Source organism: Mucilaginibacter endophyticus, assembly GCF_003351025.1.
Taxonomy (GTDB): Bacteria; Bacteroidota; Bacteroidia; order Sphingobacteriales; family Sphingobacteriaceae; genus Mucilaginibacter; species Mucilaginibacter endophyticus.
In genome coordinates this window covers 51,347-67,134 of sequence record NZ_QPCG01000007.1, presented here as the reverse complement: position 1 = coordinate 67,134, position 15,788 = coordinate 51,347, and the positions used below count along the sequence as shown (strand labels likewise).

The 15,788-nt window shown below is 42.1% G+C and carries 14 protein-coding genes; 5 read left to right on the top strand and 9 right to left on the bottom strand.

Annotated features, from left to right (window positions below):
* Window positions 1-78 precede the first annotated feature (78 nt).
* Complete coding sequence (locus DUL71_RS25000; RefSeq protein ID WP_022832833.1) at window positions 79-549, bottom strand: Lrp/AsnC family transcriptional regulator; 471 nt, start codon at window positions 547-549, stop codon at window positions 79-81.
* Between the two features lie 130 nt (window positions 550-679).
* Here DUL71_RS25000 and DUL71_RS24995 point away from each other — a divergent pair, with 130 nt between their 5' ends.
* Genes DUL71_RS24995 through smpB form a run of 3 tightly spaced genes read left to right on the top strand, consistent with a single transcriptional unit; the run spans window position 680 to window position 3,707 of the window.
* Window positions 680-1,330: a metal-dependent transcriptional regulator gene (locus DUL71_RS24995; protein WP_114940604.1), complete on the top strand. Its 651-nt coding sequence runs from the start codon at window positions 680-682 to the stop codon at window positions 1,328-1,330.
* On the top strand, window positions 1,327-3,228 hold the full coding sequence (locus tag DUL71_RS24990; protein ID WP_114940603.1) for an Nramp family divalent metal transporter: 1,902 nt from the start codon (window positions 1,327-1,329) through the stop codon (window positions 3,226-3,228). The genes DUL71_RS24995 and DUL71_RS24990 overlap by 4 nt, the downstream gene beginning before the upstream one ends.
* Window positions 3,229-3,254: 26 nt before the next feature.
* Window positions 3,255-3,707: an SsrA-binding protein SmpB gene (gene smpB, locus DUL71_RS24985; RefSeq protein WP_090527145.1), complete on the top strand. Its 453-nt coding sequence runs from the start codon at window positions 3,255-3,257 to the stop codon at window positions 3,705-3,707.
* Window positions 3,708-3,800: 93 nt separating this feature from the next.
* Here smpB and DUL71_RS24980 read toward each other — a convergent pair whose 3' ends face one another.
* The 4 genes from DUL71_RS24980 to DUL71_RS24965 all read right to left on the bottom strand — a co-directional run bounded on the left by DUL71_RS24980 (window position 3,801) and on the right by DUL71_RS24965 (window position 10,250).
* Entirely contained in the window at window positions 3,801-4,460 is a 660-nt protein-coding gene (locus tag DUL71_RS24980; RefSeq protein ID WP_114940602.1) for a protein-L-isoaspartate(D-aspartate) O-methyltransferase, read from the bottom strand.
* A gap of 181 nt (window positions 4,461-4,641) precedes the next feature.
* Complete coding sequence (locus DUL71_RS24975; RefSeq protein ID WP_114940601.1) at window positions 4,642-6,213, bottom strand: dihydrolipoamide acetyltransferase family protein; 1,572 nt, start codon at window positions 6,211-6,213, stop codon at window positions 4,642-4,644.
* A gap of 43 nt (window positions 6,214-6,256) precedes the next feature.
* Window positions 6,257-7,504: a competence/damage-inducible protein A gene (locus tag DUL71_RS24970; RefSeq protein ID WP_114940600.1), complete on the bottom strand. Its 1,248-nt coding sequence runs from the start codon at window positions 7,502-7,504 to the stop codon at window positions 6,257-6,259.
* Between the two features lie 7 nt (window positions 7,505-7,511).
* Window positions 7,512-10,250, bottom strand: a complete 2,739-nt coding sequence (locus DUL71_RS24965; RefSeq protein ID WP_114940599.1) for a putative LPS assembly protein LptD — start codon at window positions 10,248-10,250, stop codon at window positions 7,512-7,514.
* Window positions 10,251-10,302: 52 nt separating this feature from the next.
* Here DUL71_RS24965 and DUL71_RS24960 point away from each other — a divergent pair, with 52 nt between their 5' ends.
* Together DUL71_RS24960 and DUL71_RS24955 are read left to right on the top strand one after the other, a co-directional pair.
* Window positions 10,303-11,235 (top strand): N-acetylmuramoyl-L-alanine amidase family protein, encoded by a 933-nt coding sequence (locus DUL71_RS24960; protein WP_114940598.1) that lies wholly within the window; start codon window positions 10,303-10,305, stop codon window positions 11,233-11,235.
* Window positions 11,236-11,346: 111 nt separating this feature from the next.
* Window positions 11,347-12,291 carry an MlaD family protein gene (locus DUL71_RS24955; protein ID WP_114940597.1) on the top strand — a complete coding sequence of 315 codons (945 nt, stop codon included), beginning with the start codon at window positions 11,347-11,349 and terminating at the stop codon, window positions 12,289-12,291.
* 36 nt (window positions 12,292-12,327) lie between these two features.
* Here the strand turns inward: DUL71_RS24955 and DUL71_RS24950 are convergent, their stop codons facing one another.
* The 4 genes from DUL71_RS24950 to DUL71_RS24935 all read right to left on the bottom strand — a co-directional run bounded on the left by DUL71_RS24950 (window position 12,328) and on the right by DUL71_RS24935 (window position 15,762).
* Complete coding sequence (locus DUL71_RS24950) at window positions 12,328-13,242, bottom strand: ribonuclease Z (RefSeq protein WP_114940596.1); 915 nt, start codon at window positions 13,240-13,242, stop codon at window positions 12,328-12,330.
* A gap of 22 nt (window positions 13,243-13,264) precedes the next feature.
* Window positions 13,265-13,642, bottom strand: a complete 378-nt coding sequence (locus DUL71_RS24945) for an STAS domain-containing protein (RefSeq protein WP_090527130.1) — start codon at window positions 13,640-13,642, stop codon at window positions 13,265-13,267.
* A 50-nt stretch (window positions 13,643-13,692) separates the two neighbouring features.
* On the bottom strand, window positions 13,693-14,637 hold the full coding sequence (locus DUL71_RS24940) for a phosphoribosylaminoimidazolesuccinocarboxamide synthase (protein WP_114940595.1): 945 nt from the start codon (window positions 14,635-14,637) through the stop codon (window positions 13,693-13,695).
* A 159-nt stretch (window positions 14,638-14,796) separates the two neighbouring features.
* Entirely contained in the window at window positions 14,797-15,762 is a 966-nt protein-coding gene (locus tag DUL71_RS24935) for a PhoH family protein (protein ID WP_114940594.1), read from the bottom strand.
* Window positions 15,763-15,788 lie beyond the last annotated feature (26 nt).

Genomic DNA, 15,788 nt, shown 5'->3' with positions numbered 1-15,788 from the left:
AAAGACATTAAATCTTCTCTTCCTGACTCTTTTATTTGTCCTCTTGATTCTTGACTCTTGCTGTCTTGATTCTATCCCCTAATATTCCAGCGGCACTATCGGTTCTTTTTTACTGGTCGACATGATCATCATGGTTTGGAATGTTTTTACCACAGTGATGCGGCTGATCTTTTCCATGATCAATTGTTCGTACGATTTAATGTCACGTACGTATACCTTCAGCAGAAAATCGCACTGGCCGGTTACGTGATGGCACTCGGTAACTTCCTTAATATTCTTGATCTCATCCAAAAAAGTTTGGATGGTGTTTTTCTGATGAAAATCAAGCGAGATTTGGATAAAGGTTTTGATCCCCAATCCTAATTTCTCTTCATCTACCAGGGCATGATAGCTTTTAATGTATTCGGCGTTCTCAAGTTTACGCACGCGTTCAAGGGTAGGTGCTGGTGAAAGCCCTATCTCATTAGACAGCTGGAGGTTGGTTATCCTTCCGTTTTCCTGTAAAATCTTGAGTATCTGTAGGTCTATTTTATCTAATTCGGCGGCCATAGTTGTATGCAAATATAGTATTTTCCTTGCTTCGCAAAATTTAATTTTTCTTTAAAGTACTTCAACAAAAACATATTTCCTAACGTTTATTTTTTTAGATTAGTCTAAATTTTTTATTAGATTTGTTTAAATGAATACTTTAGCCGAGGAAAACTACTTAAAAGCCATTTATCATCTCACTGAAAATGATGGCAATGCGAGTACAAATCAAATCGCATCCTCGCTAAATACCAAAGCATCTTCGGTTACCGATATGCTAAAAAAGCTTGCAGATAAGGCCCTCATTAATTACACTCCATACCAGGGTGTCAACCTTACCCCTTCAGGCGAAAAAATAGCATTGGGTATTATCCGTAAGCACCGCCTGTGGGAGTATTTCCTGGTTGAGAAACTCAACTTTAAATGGGATCAGGTACATGACCTTGCCGAAGAGATGGAACATATTTCATCCGAGGAATTGATTGACCGCCTCGATCAGTTTATGGGCTACCCTACGCATGATCCGCATGGAGATCCCATTCCCGACTGTAACGGCCGTTTTAATACCCACGAGCTCAAGCCCATTTCGGCGGTTACCATCAATCAATGCGGCGTTATTTCCGGCGTGCGCAACCATAGTTCATCTTTTTTACAATACCTCGATAAACAACAGCTTACCATCGGCTGCAAAATCATGATCACTGATATTATTGAATACGACCACTCCGTAGTGGTACAAACCGGCAATAAAGAAGTGCAGATCAGTCGTGAGGTAGCCAACAATCTGCTTATAGCCCTATGAATAATAAACACAACGAATCTTTAGGCAATGTACATGGATCGGTAACCACCGAAAATAAAACCGGATGGCGCAAGCTGATGGCTTTTTTGGGCCCGGCTTACCTGGTGAGTGTGGGCTATATGGATCCGGGAAACTGGGCAACGGATATTGCCGGTGGCAGTGCCTTTGGATATAAGCTGATCTGGGTGCTGTTTGTATCAAACATGATAGCGTTGCTACTACAGTCGCTGGCAGCCAGGCTGGGCATAGTTCGCGGACTTGATCTTGCTCAGGCCTCCAAAAATGCTTACCCGCGCTTTGCTAACTTCTGGTTGTATATACTCGCTCAGATTGCTATCGTGGCATGTGATCTTGCAGAAATTATTGGTATGGCCATTGGCTTAAAGTTGCTGTTTCACCTGCCGTTGATCTGGGGCGTATCGCTTACCATAACCGATACCGTACTCATGCTTTATCTGATGAACAAAGGCATGCGCAAGCTTGAGGGCTTTATCATTTCGATGATCTTTATTGTCGGGCTGTCTTTCCTGGTTGAGATGTTCATCGTTAAACCGGATGTTATAGAGGTAGCCAAAGGCTTTATTCCCGGTAATTTATTTAAAGGCGATAAAATAAGCCAGCAAATGCTTTATATCGCTATAGGTATTATTGGCGCCACAGTGATGCCCCATAACCTTTACCTGCATTCGTCGCTGGTACAAACCCGGCAAATAACCCGTACCGAAGAAGGTTTCAAGGCCGCAATTAAGTTTAATCTTTTTGATACCGTCATAGCGCTTAACCTTGCCTTTTTTGTAAATGCTGCCATCCTGATATTAGCTGCAAGCGCGTTTTTCAGGAACGGCTATTTTGAGGTTGCTGAAATACAGGATGCGTTTAAGCTATTGGAACACATTTTTGGCGCCATCGCCCCTACGCTGTTTGCCATAGCCTTGATAGCATCTGGTCAGAGCTCGACCATTACCGGTACGCTTGCAGGCCAGATCATTATGGAAGGCCATATTAACCTGCGAATTGAGCCCTGGTTGCGCCGTCTGCTTACCCGGATACTGGCTATTGTACCGGCAGTGTTCACCATACTTTATTATGGAGAAGATGGTTTAGGAAAACTCCTGATCTTAAGCCAGGTTGTATTGAGCCTGCAGTTGGGCTTCGCGGTAATCCCTCTTATCCACTTCACGTCCGACAGGAAAAGGATGGGCAAGTTCGCCATCAATTTTCAAACAAGGGCGTTGGCATGGGCAAGTGCCTTGTTAATTGTTGCGCTGAATGCCAAATTGGTTTATGAACAGATTATTGATTGGGTAACAGGAAATCCATCAGCCGTATGGATCTATGCCACTGTGGTTCCTATTGTTATCGGGGTAGGGATACTATTGATCTATGTTTTCATCAGACCATTGTTGTTCAAACACTACGATAAACCTGCTTATGTGCCCCATGGTATAGCCAATGCCATTACCGAGCTTGACGCCATAACTTACGGTCATATTGGTATAACAATAGATTTTTCAAAAAACGATACCGATTGCCTGCGCCACGCCATTATGCAAGGCGGTAAAGAGGCCGACTATACTTTAATTCACGTTGTTGAAACCGCCGGTGCCCGCTACTACGGCGGCGAGGTGCTGGACAACGAAACCCAGGTTGATTTTGACAACCTGGATAAGTATGTATGCGCGCTGAAAAATCTTGGCTATAACGCGCAGGGGCAAATCGGCTACGGCAACCCGGCCAGCGCCATTGCCGAAATTGTGAAAGATCAAAAAGTTGACTTTATTGTAATGGGCTCACACGGGCACAAGGCATTGAAAGATCTTATATTTGGCACTACCGTAAACTCCGTGAGGCACATGGTTAATGTGCCTGTATTGGTGGTAAAGCCACAGTCAAACTAATTTTGTAAGTTTGCGGATTAATAATTATGAGCCAGGATAACATCTATATAAAAAATAAAAAAGCTTACTTTGAATATCATATACTTGATAAGTACGTGGCGGGTATACAGTTGCTCGGTACCGAAATCAAGTCTATAAGACAAGGGAAAGCTAATATTAACGACGCATTTTGTACATTCATTAACAACCAGTTATATGTACGTAACCTGCATATTTCAGAATATTCATTTGGCTCATTCTACAACCACGAAGCCAAGCGCGACCGTATCCTGCTACTAAATAAAAAAGAGCTCAAAAAACTCCAAACCCGTGGCGAAGAACGTGGATTAACCATAGTTCCACTGGCTTTATTTATTAGCGAACGTGGGTTTGCGAAACTGGAGATAGGGCTGGCCCAGGGTAAAAAGACTTATGACAAGCGAGAAACCATGAAGGAACGTGATACTAAGATAGAATTAGATAGAGTGATGAAAAGATAAACTGATTTCGGAATTAGGATTTTGGATTTCGGAATTATATCTACATCTATCCATTCACAATTCCGAAATCGAAAATTCGAAATCCCAAATCTACTACCAGGCCTTATCTCCTACCAACGGCACAAACCTGAAGGTATCCAGTACAATTTTTTCGTAGTCGTTCTCCCCCACTTTCAGGATAGTAACCATTTTTTGAGTTTCTTCGTCACCAACCGGGATCACAAGGATTCCGCCTATATTTAATTGCTTTAACAGCACTTCAGGAACTGTCGGTGCGCCGGCGGTTACAATGATCTTATCGTAAGGCGCATGATCGGCCATACCAATAGAGCCATCGCCCAGAAAAAAATTGGCATTATATCCCATTTCGCTGGGCAATATAAATTTAGTACGATGATAGAGTTTTTCCTGGCGTTCGATGGTGTAAACTGTAGCGCCAAGCTCAAGCAGGATACAGGTTTGATAGCCGGAGCCTGTACCTATTTCCAGCACTTTATCCCCTTTGCGAATATGCAATAATTCGGTTTGATAGGCAACAGTATATGGTTGCGATATGGTTTGCCCCTCGCCTATAGGAAACGCAATGTCCTTATAAGCCTGGTTCCAGAAAGTTTCATCAAAAAAGTAATGGCGTTTTACTTTACCGATAGCCTCTAAAACATGTTCATCGCCAATTCCCTTCTTTCTTAAAACATCAACCAATCTTTTACGGGCACCCTGTTCGCGGTAATTATCAATATACTTGTAAGCCATTTTCAAGAGCAAAGTTAATACGAATTTTCACAGAATTTGCCCGATAAACGCGATTTAAGGTCCGGAGCCGTTTATATGCTTCATTAGTAAAAATTTAAAATTCAATTTCCCAACGGCAATCCCTAAAACGAAGAACGCCGGGCTATTTGCCCGGCGTTCTTCGTTTTTATATCATTTAGAATTATACTTCTCTGTCGCTATCCCATCTCTCTAAATAATCAGCCACACGCCTCACAAAGGAGCCCCCTAAGGCACCATCTACAACGCGGTGATCATATGATAACGAAAGGAACATCATGTGACGTATAGCGATCATATCGCCCTCTTTTGTCTCGATAACTGCCGGCTTCTTCTTAATAGCACCAACAGCTAAAATGGCTACTTGTGGCTGGTTAATTATAGGCGTACCCATAACGTTACCAAACGAGCCAACATTGGTGATTGTAAATGTACCGTCCTTTACATCATCAGGCTGTAATTTGCCATTACGGGCACGGTTTGCCAGGTCATTTACGGCTTTTGTTAAGCCAACCAGGTTAAGCTCGTCGGCCTTTTTAATTACAGGTACTATCAGGTTACCGCTTGGTAAAGCTGTTGCCATACTGATATTGATTGCCGCTTTCTTGATGATCTGGGTACCGTTAACAGATACGTTGATCATCGGGAAATCCTTAATGGCTTTTACTACGGCCTCAATAAATATTGGCGTGAAGGTAATTTTTTCACCTTCGCGTTTCTCAAAGCTATTTTTTACTTTCTCGCGCCATAGCACCAGGTTGGTAACATCGGCCTCAACAAAGGAAGTAACGTGTGGTGAAGTTTGCTTGCTCATCACCATATGGTCGGCAATTAAACGGCGCATCCTGTCCATCTCAATGATCTCGTCTGTACCGGTTACAGAAGTAGCCGGAGCCGGTTTCTGCTCAACAGGAGCGGCTTTTGGCGCTTCCGTTTTTACAGGTTCAACTTTTGCCGGAATTTCTGGTTGTGGTACCGGTTGCGGATCCTGAACCGGTGTATTTACTTTTTCTTCAACGGGCTGTGCTTCTTTAACTGGTTCAGCAACTTTTACAGCTTCGGCAGGCGGAGCACTAACCGGTGCAGCGGGAGCCAAAGGTTGACCATTTTGAGCAACCGTTGAAGTTTTTGCCTGCAGGTAGTTTAATAAATCATCTTTGGTTAAACGGCCTTCAGAACCGGTTCCGGAAATACTTTCAAGCTCATCAATGCTGATACCTTCCTGAGCGGCAATATTTCTTACCAGTGGCGAATAAAAGCGCCCTTCTGATTTAAACACCGAAGCAGGTGAGCTTTTTTGCCCAAGCTGATCCAGGCCAGGAATGCCCGCTAAGCTTTCGGATTGAATTTCGTTTAATTCTGGTTCAGGAGTTTTCTCAATCTCTTTAAACTGAACGGTTTCGTGATAAGTTGATTCTGCTATTTTGGATTCATCGGCAGGTTTTACCTCCGGAGCTGACTCGGGCTGAACGATTGCAGGTGCTGCTTCAGGTTCCTCAGTTTCAATGATTGCAATAACCGCCCCAACCTGCACAACATCATTTTCTTTATAAAGTTGTTCAACTAACCTACCCGCTACAGGCGAGGGCACGTCAGAGTCAACTTTATCGGTAGCGATCTCCATTACCGCATCATCGGCATTTACCTTATCACCCGGATTTTTTATCCATTTGATAACGGTTGCCTCGGCAACACTCTCTCCCATTTTTGGCAATAACAGTTGGTATTTGGCCATACAGTAGAATATAGTTTAACTCCAAAATTATATATTTAAATCTTTACTTTTTAATTTCAGTAAGTAAAGTATTCAACATTGACAGTGCTGTTATAGCACTCCTCTCAATGTTTTGGCGGCGTTTGGTGCCAAATGTGTGTTTTTTTATTAATGACTTCCCTTTTCCCGCAACTGCAATCCACACAGTACCAACGGGTTTGTCTTCCGTGCCGCCGCCCGGGCCCGCAACTCCGGTAATTGCAATTGCCAAATCCGATTTAAAATTTAACAGTGCACCTTCCACCATTTCAGTTACAGTTTCTTCACTAACAGCCCCATGTTGCCATAAAGTTTCGTTCTTTACACCCAAAATGCTTTCCTTTAATTCGTACGAGTACGATATAGCTCCACCTAAAAACACAAGCGATGAACCAGGATGTTGGGTAAACAAGTGTGAAAGATAACCACCGGTACAACTTTCGGCTACTGATAAAGTAAAGTTATTTGCTTCCATGATATCAAGCAAGGCTTTCTCAAGCGCGATATCTTTATCGATTACAAAGGGCAAACCAATGCGCTCAATAAGGCGCGTGGCAAACACATCAACTTCTTGTTGCAGAGCGGCTTCATTTTCGCCAAAAGCGCTCAAACGTAAACGTACCTGGCCTAACTTAGGCAGGTATGCCAGTTTAATATGCTGCGGCAAATCATTTTCAATATCCGCTATGCGTTCGGCCAAAAATGATTCACCTTCGCCAACGGTTAGCAGTGTTTTATGAATAATATTTGGAAATTTAAGGGTAGCCTTAAGCTTTGGCAGTACCTGCTCTTCCATCATATACATCATCTCAAACGGCACGCCCGGCATCGACACATAAATCACCCCATTATGGTTAAACCACATACCCGGAGCCGTGCCATTTTCGTTAAGCACTATCTCGCAGTTGGCAGGAACAAGGGCCTGTTGCTTGTTTACTTCAAGCAGCGGGCGGTTATATTTAGCAAAAATGCGTTCAACATTGTCCAGGGCTTCTTTATTTTCAACCAGATCAACGCCAAAATATTCGGCTAATGTTTTTTTTGTGATATCATCTTTTGTAGGACCAAGGCCCCCGGTAATAAAAATTACGTTGGCCCGGTTTGCCGCCTCGGCCAGCGCTTTGAGGATATGTTCCCTGTCGTCGCTTATTGATGAGATTTGTTTTACCCTAAGCCCTATCTTGTTAAGTTCGGTAGCCATCCAGGCCGAATTCGTATCAACAATTTGTCCGATAAGTATTTCGTCGCCGATGGTAATTATTTCTGCCAGCATTTTTATATTAATAAAAAGTTGATTGGGGATTGTAATCGCTTCTTTTGCTCAGCTTCAAATCCTGCAAAATAGATGCTTTCACTTTTAAAGTTACGTTATACATTTTATATACCCCAAATGGGATCCACTGAAACGCCATGTCCCAGCAATGCAGATCCCGGTATATGGAAAACGACGTAGCGCTGGCAAATTTAGCCGCTTTTATGTCATAAGTGGTAGTATACTGGATCTTCCACTTTTGCGTAAGGTTTACATCGCCCGAGATCTGGAGTGTATTACTTGTGTTTTTATTATTCAGATAGTTTTGATAGCTGAAACTATAGTTCAATGATATATTCCACGGTACATTAAAATCCACGTAAGCATTCGGATCGCTATTTACCAACGCCAGTCGTTGCGCCTGACTGGTATTCATAGTGGCAATGGTATTAAGTGCCGCATTACCCGGAGTTGCCTTAGTTGAGTTTAAACTCCCCCCCATTGAGATATTCAAACCTGTTAAAGTAGGGAATTTACCGTCCTGCCAGGCATACCTGTTTATATAGCGGCTTGTTTTTACGATGGTATTATTAGAAATGGAATCGCTTACCTTGGTAACATAGGGGCTAAATACTCCCGAAAAACTGATACTCAACTTTTGATTAAAGATTGCCGTGTGACCCGAAAACGAAATATCCGACAACTTCATCGAATCGGCCGCGAAATTGTAAAAGGTAGAAAATGATAAACCCTGCAAAATCGTGATCTTACGGTCGGTACCGGAGGTATCCGAGCTTTTCGCTTTCACTTTTGCTTCTATCGTGTTATCAACCGAGAAGTTCAAACCCGCCTGTTTACCAGCCGAAGGCCCTCCGTAAACGCCATTCTGGAAAATAGAATACTTTTGATACGTATACGGATATGGCACGGTAGCAGTACTTACAGCAGTTTTGTAATATCCAAAGCTCGGGTCGCTGAAGTCGGGACGATAACTGAAACTTATCGACGGCGTAGCCACGTGCCTGATGGCTTTCAGGTTACCATGCTTAAAGTTTATGGTAGCATATAATTTGGTCGATAAGCCGGTACTGATGCTATATTCCCCGGCCCGCTTAAAGCCCGGAACAGTATCAATAACTAACTGGTTTGATCCGGCAATACTTCCCCTTTCAAACCTTTCATTAATGCTTTGAAAATACCAGCGTTCGGTATAGTTAATGCTATTATTAAACTGAAAGTACTTAAACACGTTTAGGCCCAAACTAACCGGAATGGTATGCTGGAAACCATTTTGCAACCTTTTCGATAAGGTTTCGCTCTTGAACAATTGCGCCTCTGGGATATCGTTCAGTTTGTTGGTACCTACCAGGTTGTAGCTAACTGTAATTTTCTGATACCATTTTTGTTCGCCTACCCTGTCTTTTGAATCGAATGGGTTTATTGACGACATACCGAACGCGATGGTAGGCAACTCGATGTTTACCGTTTTACGGGCTATGTCCTGGCTGTGCGAAATACCGACACTTAAGTTAAAAGGCGTACCGGCCCAGGTTTTACCATACGCGATACTTGAACGCAAACTACTTTGAGCAAGCGCGGTTGGGTTATAGTTAGTTGCCGATGGCGTATTTCTGAAAAAGCCTGAAGTACCAGCATCAACCGAAGCACTGAATGTTGAACCGGGGTTAGCATTGGCATCCTGTACATGCGACCAGTAAATATGAGCGTCTTTAGTAGCCGGATCGCCCTCAAGGCCATAATTGTGCGAACCGAAGCTCAGCGTAACGTTACCCGTATATTTATATCGTTTCAGGTAGCGGGCCGTGCTGCTTAACTCGTACGAGCCTTTTGAATAAATAGACCCAGTTGTGGTTAAATCTAAATAATCATTTATACCGATATAATATCCCAGTCCCTTGAGGTAAAAGCCGAGCGTATTATCCTCACCAAAGGTTGGTAAAATAACACCCGACGTCCTGGTATCCGGCTTAGGGAAAAAGCCGAAAGGTATGCCGAGCGGCAATGGTATCCCCTCAATTTCGAGATAAGCCGGACCGGATATAATGCGTTTCTTTTCGCCTATACCGCGGGTTATTACTATACCAAAGTGCGTATCAGGATAAGGCAAATCGCAGGTACTGAAAATTACGTTGCGGTATGCTACCTCATCATCATTAAGCTTTTTGGCCTGTCCGCCCGAAATAAAGTTCCCTTCCTGCTCAGATGCAGGGTTGTAGATCTTTACTTTTTTAGTTTGATAGTTAAATAGTAAAGAGTCGGACGCAACCGGCTTATCCGTTTTTTGTTTCATGATAGGCCTGCGGATATACTGGTGGGTACGCGGATCTATACTACCACTTGCAAAAACGAGGTGATTTTTTTCGTCAACCCTGATATAATCCGCGTCAAGCTCAAAATCTTCATAGGTTACACGAGCCTTGCCATAAAAGTAGTTAATCTGGTGCTCCCTGTCCGAGTAGATCGAATCTTCGGCAGTTGCCTTTATTTCTGACTGAATCCCGCTTTTGTTTTTCTTTGTGGTATCATTGGCAGGTAAAGAATTTACCGGTTTGCCGTTTCGTAGTGGCGTAATTGAGCCGGATTTTTTACCTTTAAGAAGTTTCTTATCACGAAGCGAATCAAGTTTGATAATAGTATCCCTTAAAGGTCTGCTGTTGTGGCGGTCATTTAAAATGGTACCAGCATTAGCAAGGCCGTTTACTATTAATATAATTGCAAGCAGAAAAAAAAAGGTTATAAATTTCAAAATTGATTATGAATAGTATTTTTGCAGATATAGTTAACAGCGTTCAAAAATAATGAAAAATAAGGCATTGAAAAGATTGATTTATAGTTTGTGGGTATTGCTGGTTCTCCTTTCATTTTTTCCTTTTAAATCATACAGTTCTAATTTAACTAATAGTGTTCCTCTTCAACCGGATACTGTTGTTAACAGCACCGGTTTTAAAATCAAAACCATTATTATCGACCCGGGGCATGGTGGTAAACCATCAGCATCTACAGGTCATTATTCGCATGGTGCGTCGGGCTCATATTCGTCAGAAAGGAATGTAACGCTGGCTATTGGCTTTAAATTGCAGGCCGCTATAGAAAAAGAACTAACGGGCGTAAAGGCGGTAATGACCCGTACTACCGAGGATGATGTTTCTTTTGAGCGCCGGGCCGAAATAGCGAACGAAAATAAGGGACAGCTTTTCATATCGCTGCACTGTAACTCATTATCTGACAGAACAGTTCGCGAAAAGGTTGGCACCAAGCGCCATAAGGCTGTTTACCGCACGGTAAGAGTACCCGACCGTTCGGGCAAAGGTGTGCTGATTTTGGTTTACGGATTACACCGTACCCGTGAAGAAGAAAGCGCTATTCAGAAAAACCAGGTTGGCGAGGAAAGTGAACTTGATGGCGGCGCATTGGACCCGAACGATCCGATGACTATTATTTTAACTAACGAGTACAAAAGAAAATTCCGTCAGCAAAGTATTAAACTGGCTACTTTAATAAACGGCGAGTTTACTGATACCGACGGAAGGCGTAGTGAGGGAATCAGGGAGCAAGGTATTTACGTGCTTTGTCACAGTGCAATGCCATCGGTACTTGTCGAAACCGGCTATATCAACAACCCCGACGATGAGAAATATCTTAACTCGGAAGATGGGCAAAACGAAATTGTGGCCTCAATTATCCGCGCATTAACAAGCTATAAAAAAGAAATGGAACAGGTTGCGCAATAATTATAAAGCTAAACTGTTACCTTCTACGTAAATAAAACGTACATAATAAAACATATAAACCTTTTTGCAGGTTTATAACCTTAAACACAATTAACGCATAAACTCTACTTAATGAAAATCTCTAACGAAACCAAGATTGGTGCACTTACGGCCATTGCAATTACTATACTCATATTAGGTTACAGTTATTTACGCGGTAATGATATTTTTTCGGGATCAAATAAATATTACGCTATTTATAATAGTGTTGAAGGCTTAACCGTTTCAAAGCCGGTTTTGGTTAACGGCTTCCAGATAGGCCGCATCTCTAAAATGCAACTTCAGCCCGATGGCCATACAGTGGTTGAATTTAAAATTGAACCGGATGTAGTAGTACCTAAAAACACGCTTGCTAAGCTTGAAAGTACCGATTTATTGGGCAGCAAAGCCATAGTTTTTGAATTAGGTAACAGCAATGTGCCTGCTGAAGATAAGGACACGCTTAAAGCCGATATCCAGGGTAGCCTTGCGGAAAGCCTGCAACCAATACAAAAAAAGGCCGAAATGCTGATCACCAAGCTTGATTCATCGTTAACAGCGGTAAACAAGATCCTGAACCCTAACTTTCAAAAAAACATCGATCGTAGTTTCATGAGCATTGCTAACTCATTGCAAACACTTGAAGGAACTACAAAAAAGATAGATCATCTTGTTGGTGCACAAAGTAGCCATATCGATGCCATACTTTCTAATGCTGAAGTGGTATCCGGCAACTTAAAAACCAGCACAGCACATCTTAACGGCATGACTGCCAACTTTGAGAAAGTGAGCAATGATGTAGCCGCAGCTAACCTGAAACAAACGCTTGACAATGCTAATAAAGCCATGGCCGATTTACAGGCAACCATCGCTAAGATCAACGCAGGCCAGGGTTCATTGGGTTTATTGCTTAATGATGATAAGATGTACAAAAATCTTACAGATGCATCAAATAACCTCAATAACCTGTTTATTGATCTGAAAGCACATCCAAAACGCTACGTAAGCTTCTCAGTATTCGGCGGTAAAAAAGATTAAGAGAATATTCTTGCTTTTGGCTTTATGCTTTCAGCTTTATTCTATAAAAAAGGTTTTCCCCTCAATTGCAAGTTCAGTTGAGGGGAAATTTATTTTAGCCTCATCCAATAACTCGTTCAGGGTTTTATAACGGGCCGAAAAATGGCCGATAAGCAGTTTCTTAGCATTAGTTTTTAAGGCTATCTCTCCTGCCTGTAATGCTGTAGTATGATGGGTTATAAGAGCCCTGTCAAGCATATCATTTAAAAAGGTAGCCTCGTGATATAGCAGCGTTGCGTTGGCAATTTGGGCAAAGTAGCTTTCATTATACATCGTATCGGAGCAGTAAGCATACGTTTTTGGCTCCGCCGAGTCGACGGTCAGATCTTCATTTTTGTAGACGTTCCCCTTATCGTCAATATAATCACCGCCTTTTTTCAAGACCGAATAATAGGCTACGGAGATATCAAGGTTTTCTATTTTCTCCTTGATCAGTTTGCGAAGTCGTTTCTTCTCCCTGAATAAAAAACCAGTACAAGCAATACGATGATCAAGCGGTATAGTTTCAACAACAACATCGTTATTGCTGATCACTATTTCCCTTTGCTGCGCGTTAGTAAAAACATATTCAATAGGGAATTGAAGCTCGGTATCTGAATATCTTAACTGTAGATCGATTATTTCCTTCAAAGGTTCGGGGCAAACCAAATTGAGCCCCTTTTTACGCCCGTTGAGGTGCATAGATGATAATAAGCCCACCAGGCCTAAATAATGATCGCCGTGAAGATGACTGATGAAAATATGATCAATGCGACTGGCTTTGACATCAAAGCGGAGCATTTGCTGCTGCGTGCCTTCGCCGCAGTCTATTAAGTACAGGCGCTCATTAATATTGAGCACCTGTGAAGTGGGATTTCTGTTAAAGATGGGAGTTGCGGAGCTGCTTCCAAGTATTGTTACCTCAAATTTCATAATAGGTAAACAATCAAATGGTTTATCTTGCTTCCTTTTTTAACTCTTTTTCAATCTCTTCCATAAAAATAAGATCGACACCTTCTTCGGCAGTTGGCACAATGGTTAAAACATTATCCAATTGTGATATGGTGATTAAACGTGCAACCGCATCATTTAAACCTGCCAGAATGAATGAACCTGTAGCATTTTTACACAAGCGATGGCCAACAAGCAAACTGCTTAAACCCGACGAATCGGCATATTTAACTTGCGACAAGTCAAGAATGATGTTGCGCTGACCTTCGGTGTTGATCAGTATCAATTCAGATTTTAACTGAGGAGTTACTATTGAATTTAATTTTGATTCATTAAGCTTCAATAATATATATTTCTCGTGTTTATCTACAGTAAATTTCATTCTTATTAAATTTAATAAGCTAAGATAAATATTTTATGGATATTTTAAAATTACATAACACTCAAGGCGTTATTAATTGCTGTTTCAACACGGGTTAATACACTGCCTTTGGCAGGTTTAACAAATGCCTCGCCAATAATCTTTTCATAAAGCTCAATGTAACGCTCAGATATCGAATTAACAATCTCCTCGGTCATAACCGGTACCACCTGTCCGTCTTTACCCTGGAAACCATTTTCGATAAGCCATCTGCGTACAAACTCTTTCGAAAGCTGTTTTTGCGGCTCACCTTTTTGCTGACGTTCCTCGTATCCTTCTTTATAAAAATATCTTGATGAATCAGGTGTGTGGATCTCGTCGATCAGGTAGATCTGACCATCAACCTTACCAAATTCATATTTAGTATCAACCAATATTAAACCTTGTTTAGCTGCAATTTCGGTGCCGCGTTTAAACAGCGCCTGGGTATAAGCTTCAAGTTTTACATAATCTTCTTCAGATACGATACCTCTTGCCAGGATTTCCTCCCGTGAAATATCTTCATCGTGCCCTACCGATGCCTTAGTTGTTGGCGTAATGATTGGCTCGGGTAGAATATCATTTTCTTTTAAACCTTCGGGCAAAGCTACACCGCATACGTGGTGCCTGCCTGCGGCATACTCACGCGCGGCATGACCTGCAAGGTAACCGCGGATCACCATCTCCACCTTAAACGGCTCACAGATACGACCAATGGTAACGCTTGGATCAGGAACCGAAATAACCCAGTTTGGAACAATATCTTTAGTAGCTTCTAAAAAACGGGCAGCAATTTGGTTAAGCACCTGCCCTTTGTAAGGAATAGCTTCGGGTAGCACAACATCAAAGGCCGAAATACGGTCACTAACAACCATGGCCAGGTATTTATTATCTATGGTATAAACATCGCGTACTTTCCCCTTATAAAAAGCTGTCTGCCCCGGAAAGTTAAAATGTGTTTCTTTTATTGAGTTCATTCTTTTTTTAGTGATTAGAGATTGGAGGTTAGAGATTAGGTAGCTGCATTTCCACCTATAGTCAATAACCTCAAATCACTTCATTATTAAAGATTAAAAGTTGCCGACCGGACATTAATTTTTCAACTAATCTCCAATCACCAACCTCCAATCACCTAACTATTGTATATCCCCGTAGGCTTCTAATATTCGTTTTACTAATTTGTGCCTCACCACGTCTTCGCCGCTCAGGTATACTATTTCGATGCCTTTGATATCGGTTAGGATCCTTAAAGCGGTATGTAAGCCTGACTGTTGCTTTTTAGGCAAATCTATCTGCGTTACGTCGCCGGTTACGATAAATTTAGCCGATGGCCCCATACGGGTCAGGAACATTTTCAGCTGCATATCTGTAGCATTCTGGGCTTCGTCCAAAATAACAAAACAGTTATCAAGGGTACGGCCGCGCATAAATGCCAGCGGAGCAATCTCAATGGTACGGTTCTCGAGGTAGACCTTTAGCTTTTCGGCCGGGATCATGTCATCAAGCGCATCATATAAAGGCCTCAGGTAAGGGTCGATCTTTTCTTTAAGGTCGCCGGGTAAAAAACCAAGGTTCTCCCCTGCCTCAACCGCAGGACGGGTTAATATGATACGTTTAATTTCTTTGTTTTTTAGCGCCCTTACAGCTAAGGCCACCGCGGTATAAGTTTTACCGGTACCAGCAGGCCCAATGGCAAACAGGATATCGCTTTTGTTGATACTATCAACCATACGACGCTGATTGGTAGTACGCGCCCTAACCATAATACCGTTAGGTCCAAATACAATAACCTCGCCGCTTGCAAACTTATCGGCAGTAGCCGGTTCAGCATTTGCAACGTTGTTGCTGGCCTTTGAACCCAGAATCCGCTCAAGATCGGTTATGTTGAGGTTTTCAAATTTTTCAACATGATTTATCAGGTGAGTGAATTTTTCCTGAAAAATATTCAATTCATTATCATCGCCCAAAACTTTTACTTCACTGCCTCTGGCAACTATTTTAAGCTTGGGGTATTGCTTCTTAATGATCTCAAAATGATCATTATTCGGGCCCCACAATACTGCAGGGTTTACGTTTTCAATTGATAGCTTAAGCTCGTTCAATACTAATTTGATTTTTTAGTTACAGA

What these genes read in the sequence shown, in the direction of transcription:
- smpB (WP_090527145.1), top strand. Translation starts at nt 3,255, where the DNA reads ATGAGCCAGGATAACATCTATATAAAAAATAAAAAAGCTTACTTTGAA.
- DUL71_RS25000 (WP_022832833.1), bottom strand. Translation starts at nt 549, where the DNA reads ATGGCCGCCGAATTAGATAAAATAGACCTACAGATACTCAAGATTTTA.
- DUL71_RS24950 (WP_114940596.1), bottom strand. Translation starts at nt 13,242, where the DNA reads ATGAAATTTGAGGTAACAATACTTGGAAGCAGCTCCGCAACTCCCATC.
- DUL71_RS24955 (WP_114940597.1), top strand. Translation starts at nt 11,347, where the DNA reads ATGAAAATCTCTAACGAAACCAAGATTGGTGCACTTACGGCCATTGCA.
- DUL71_RS24995 (WP_114940604.1), top strand. Translation starts at nt 680, where the DNA reads ATGAATACTTTAGCCGAGGAAAACTACTTAAAAGCCATTTATCATCTC.
- DUL71_RS24960 (WP_114940598.1), top strand. Translation starts at nt 10,303, where the DNA reads ATGAAAAATAAGGCATTGAAAAGATTGATTTATAGTTTGTGGGTATTG.
- DUL71_RS24975 (WP_114940601.1), bottom strand. Translation starts at nt 6,213, where the DNA reads ATGGCCAAATACCAACTGTTATTGCCAAAAATGGGAGAGAGTGTTGCC.
- DUL71_RS24990 (WP_114940603.1), top strand. Translation starts at nt 1,327, where the DNA reads ATGAATAATAAACACAACGAATCTTTAGGCAATGTACATGGATCGGTA.
- DUL71_RS24980 (WP_114940602.1), bottom strand. Translation starts at nt 4,460, where the DNA reads ATGGCTTACAAGTATATTGATAATTACCGCGAACAGGGTGCCCGTAAA.
- DUL71_RS24940 (WP_114940595.1), bottom strand. Translation starts at nt 14,637, where the DNA reads ATGAACTCAATAAAAGAAACACATTTTAACTTTCCGGGGCAGACAGCT.
- DUL71_RS24970 (WP_114940600.1), bottom strand. Translation starts at nt 7,504, where the DNA reads ATGCTGGCAGAAATAATTACCATCGGCGACGAAATACTTATCGGACAA.
- DUL71_RS24945 (WP_090527130.1), bottom strand. Translation starts at nt 13,642, where the DNA reads ATGAAATTTACTGTAGATAAACACGAGAAATATATATTATTGAAGCTT.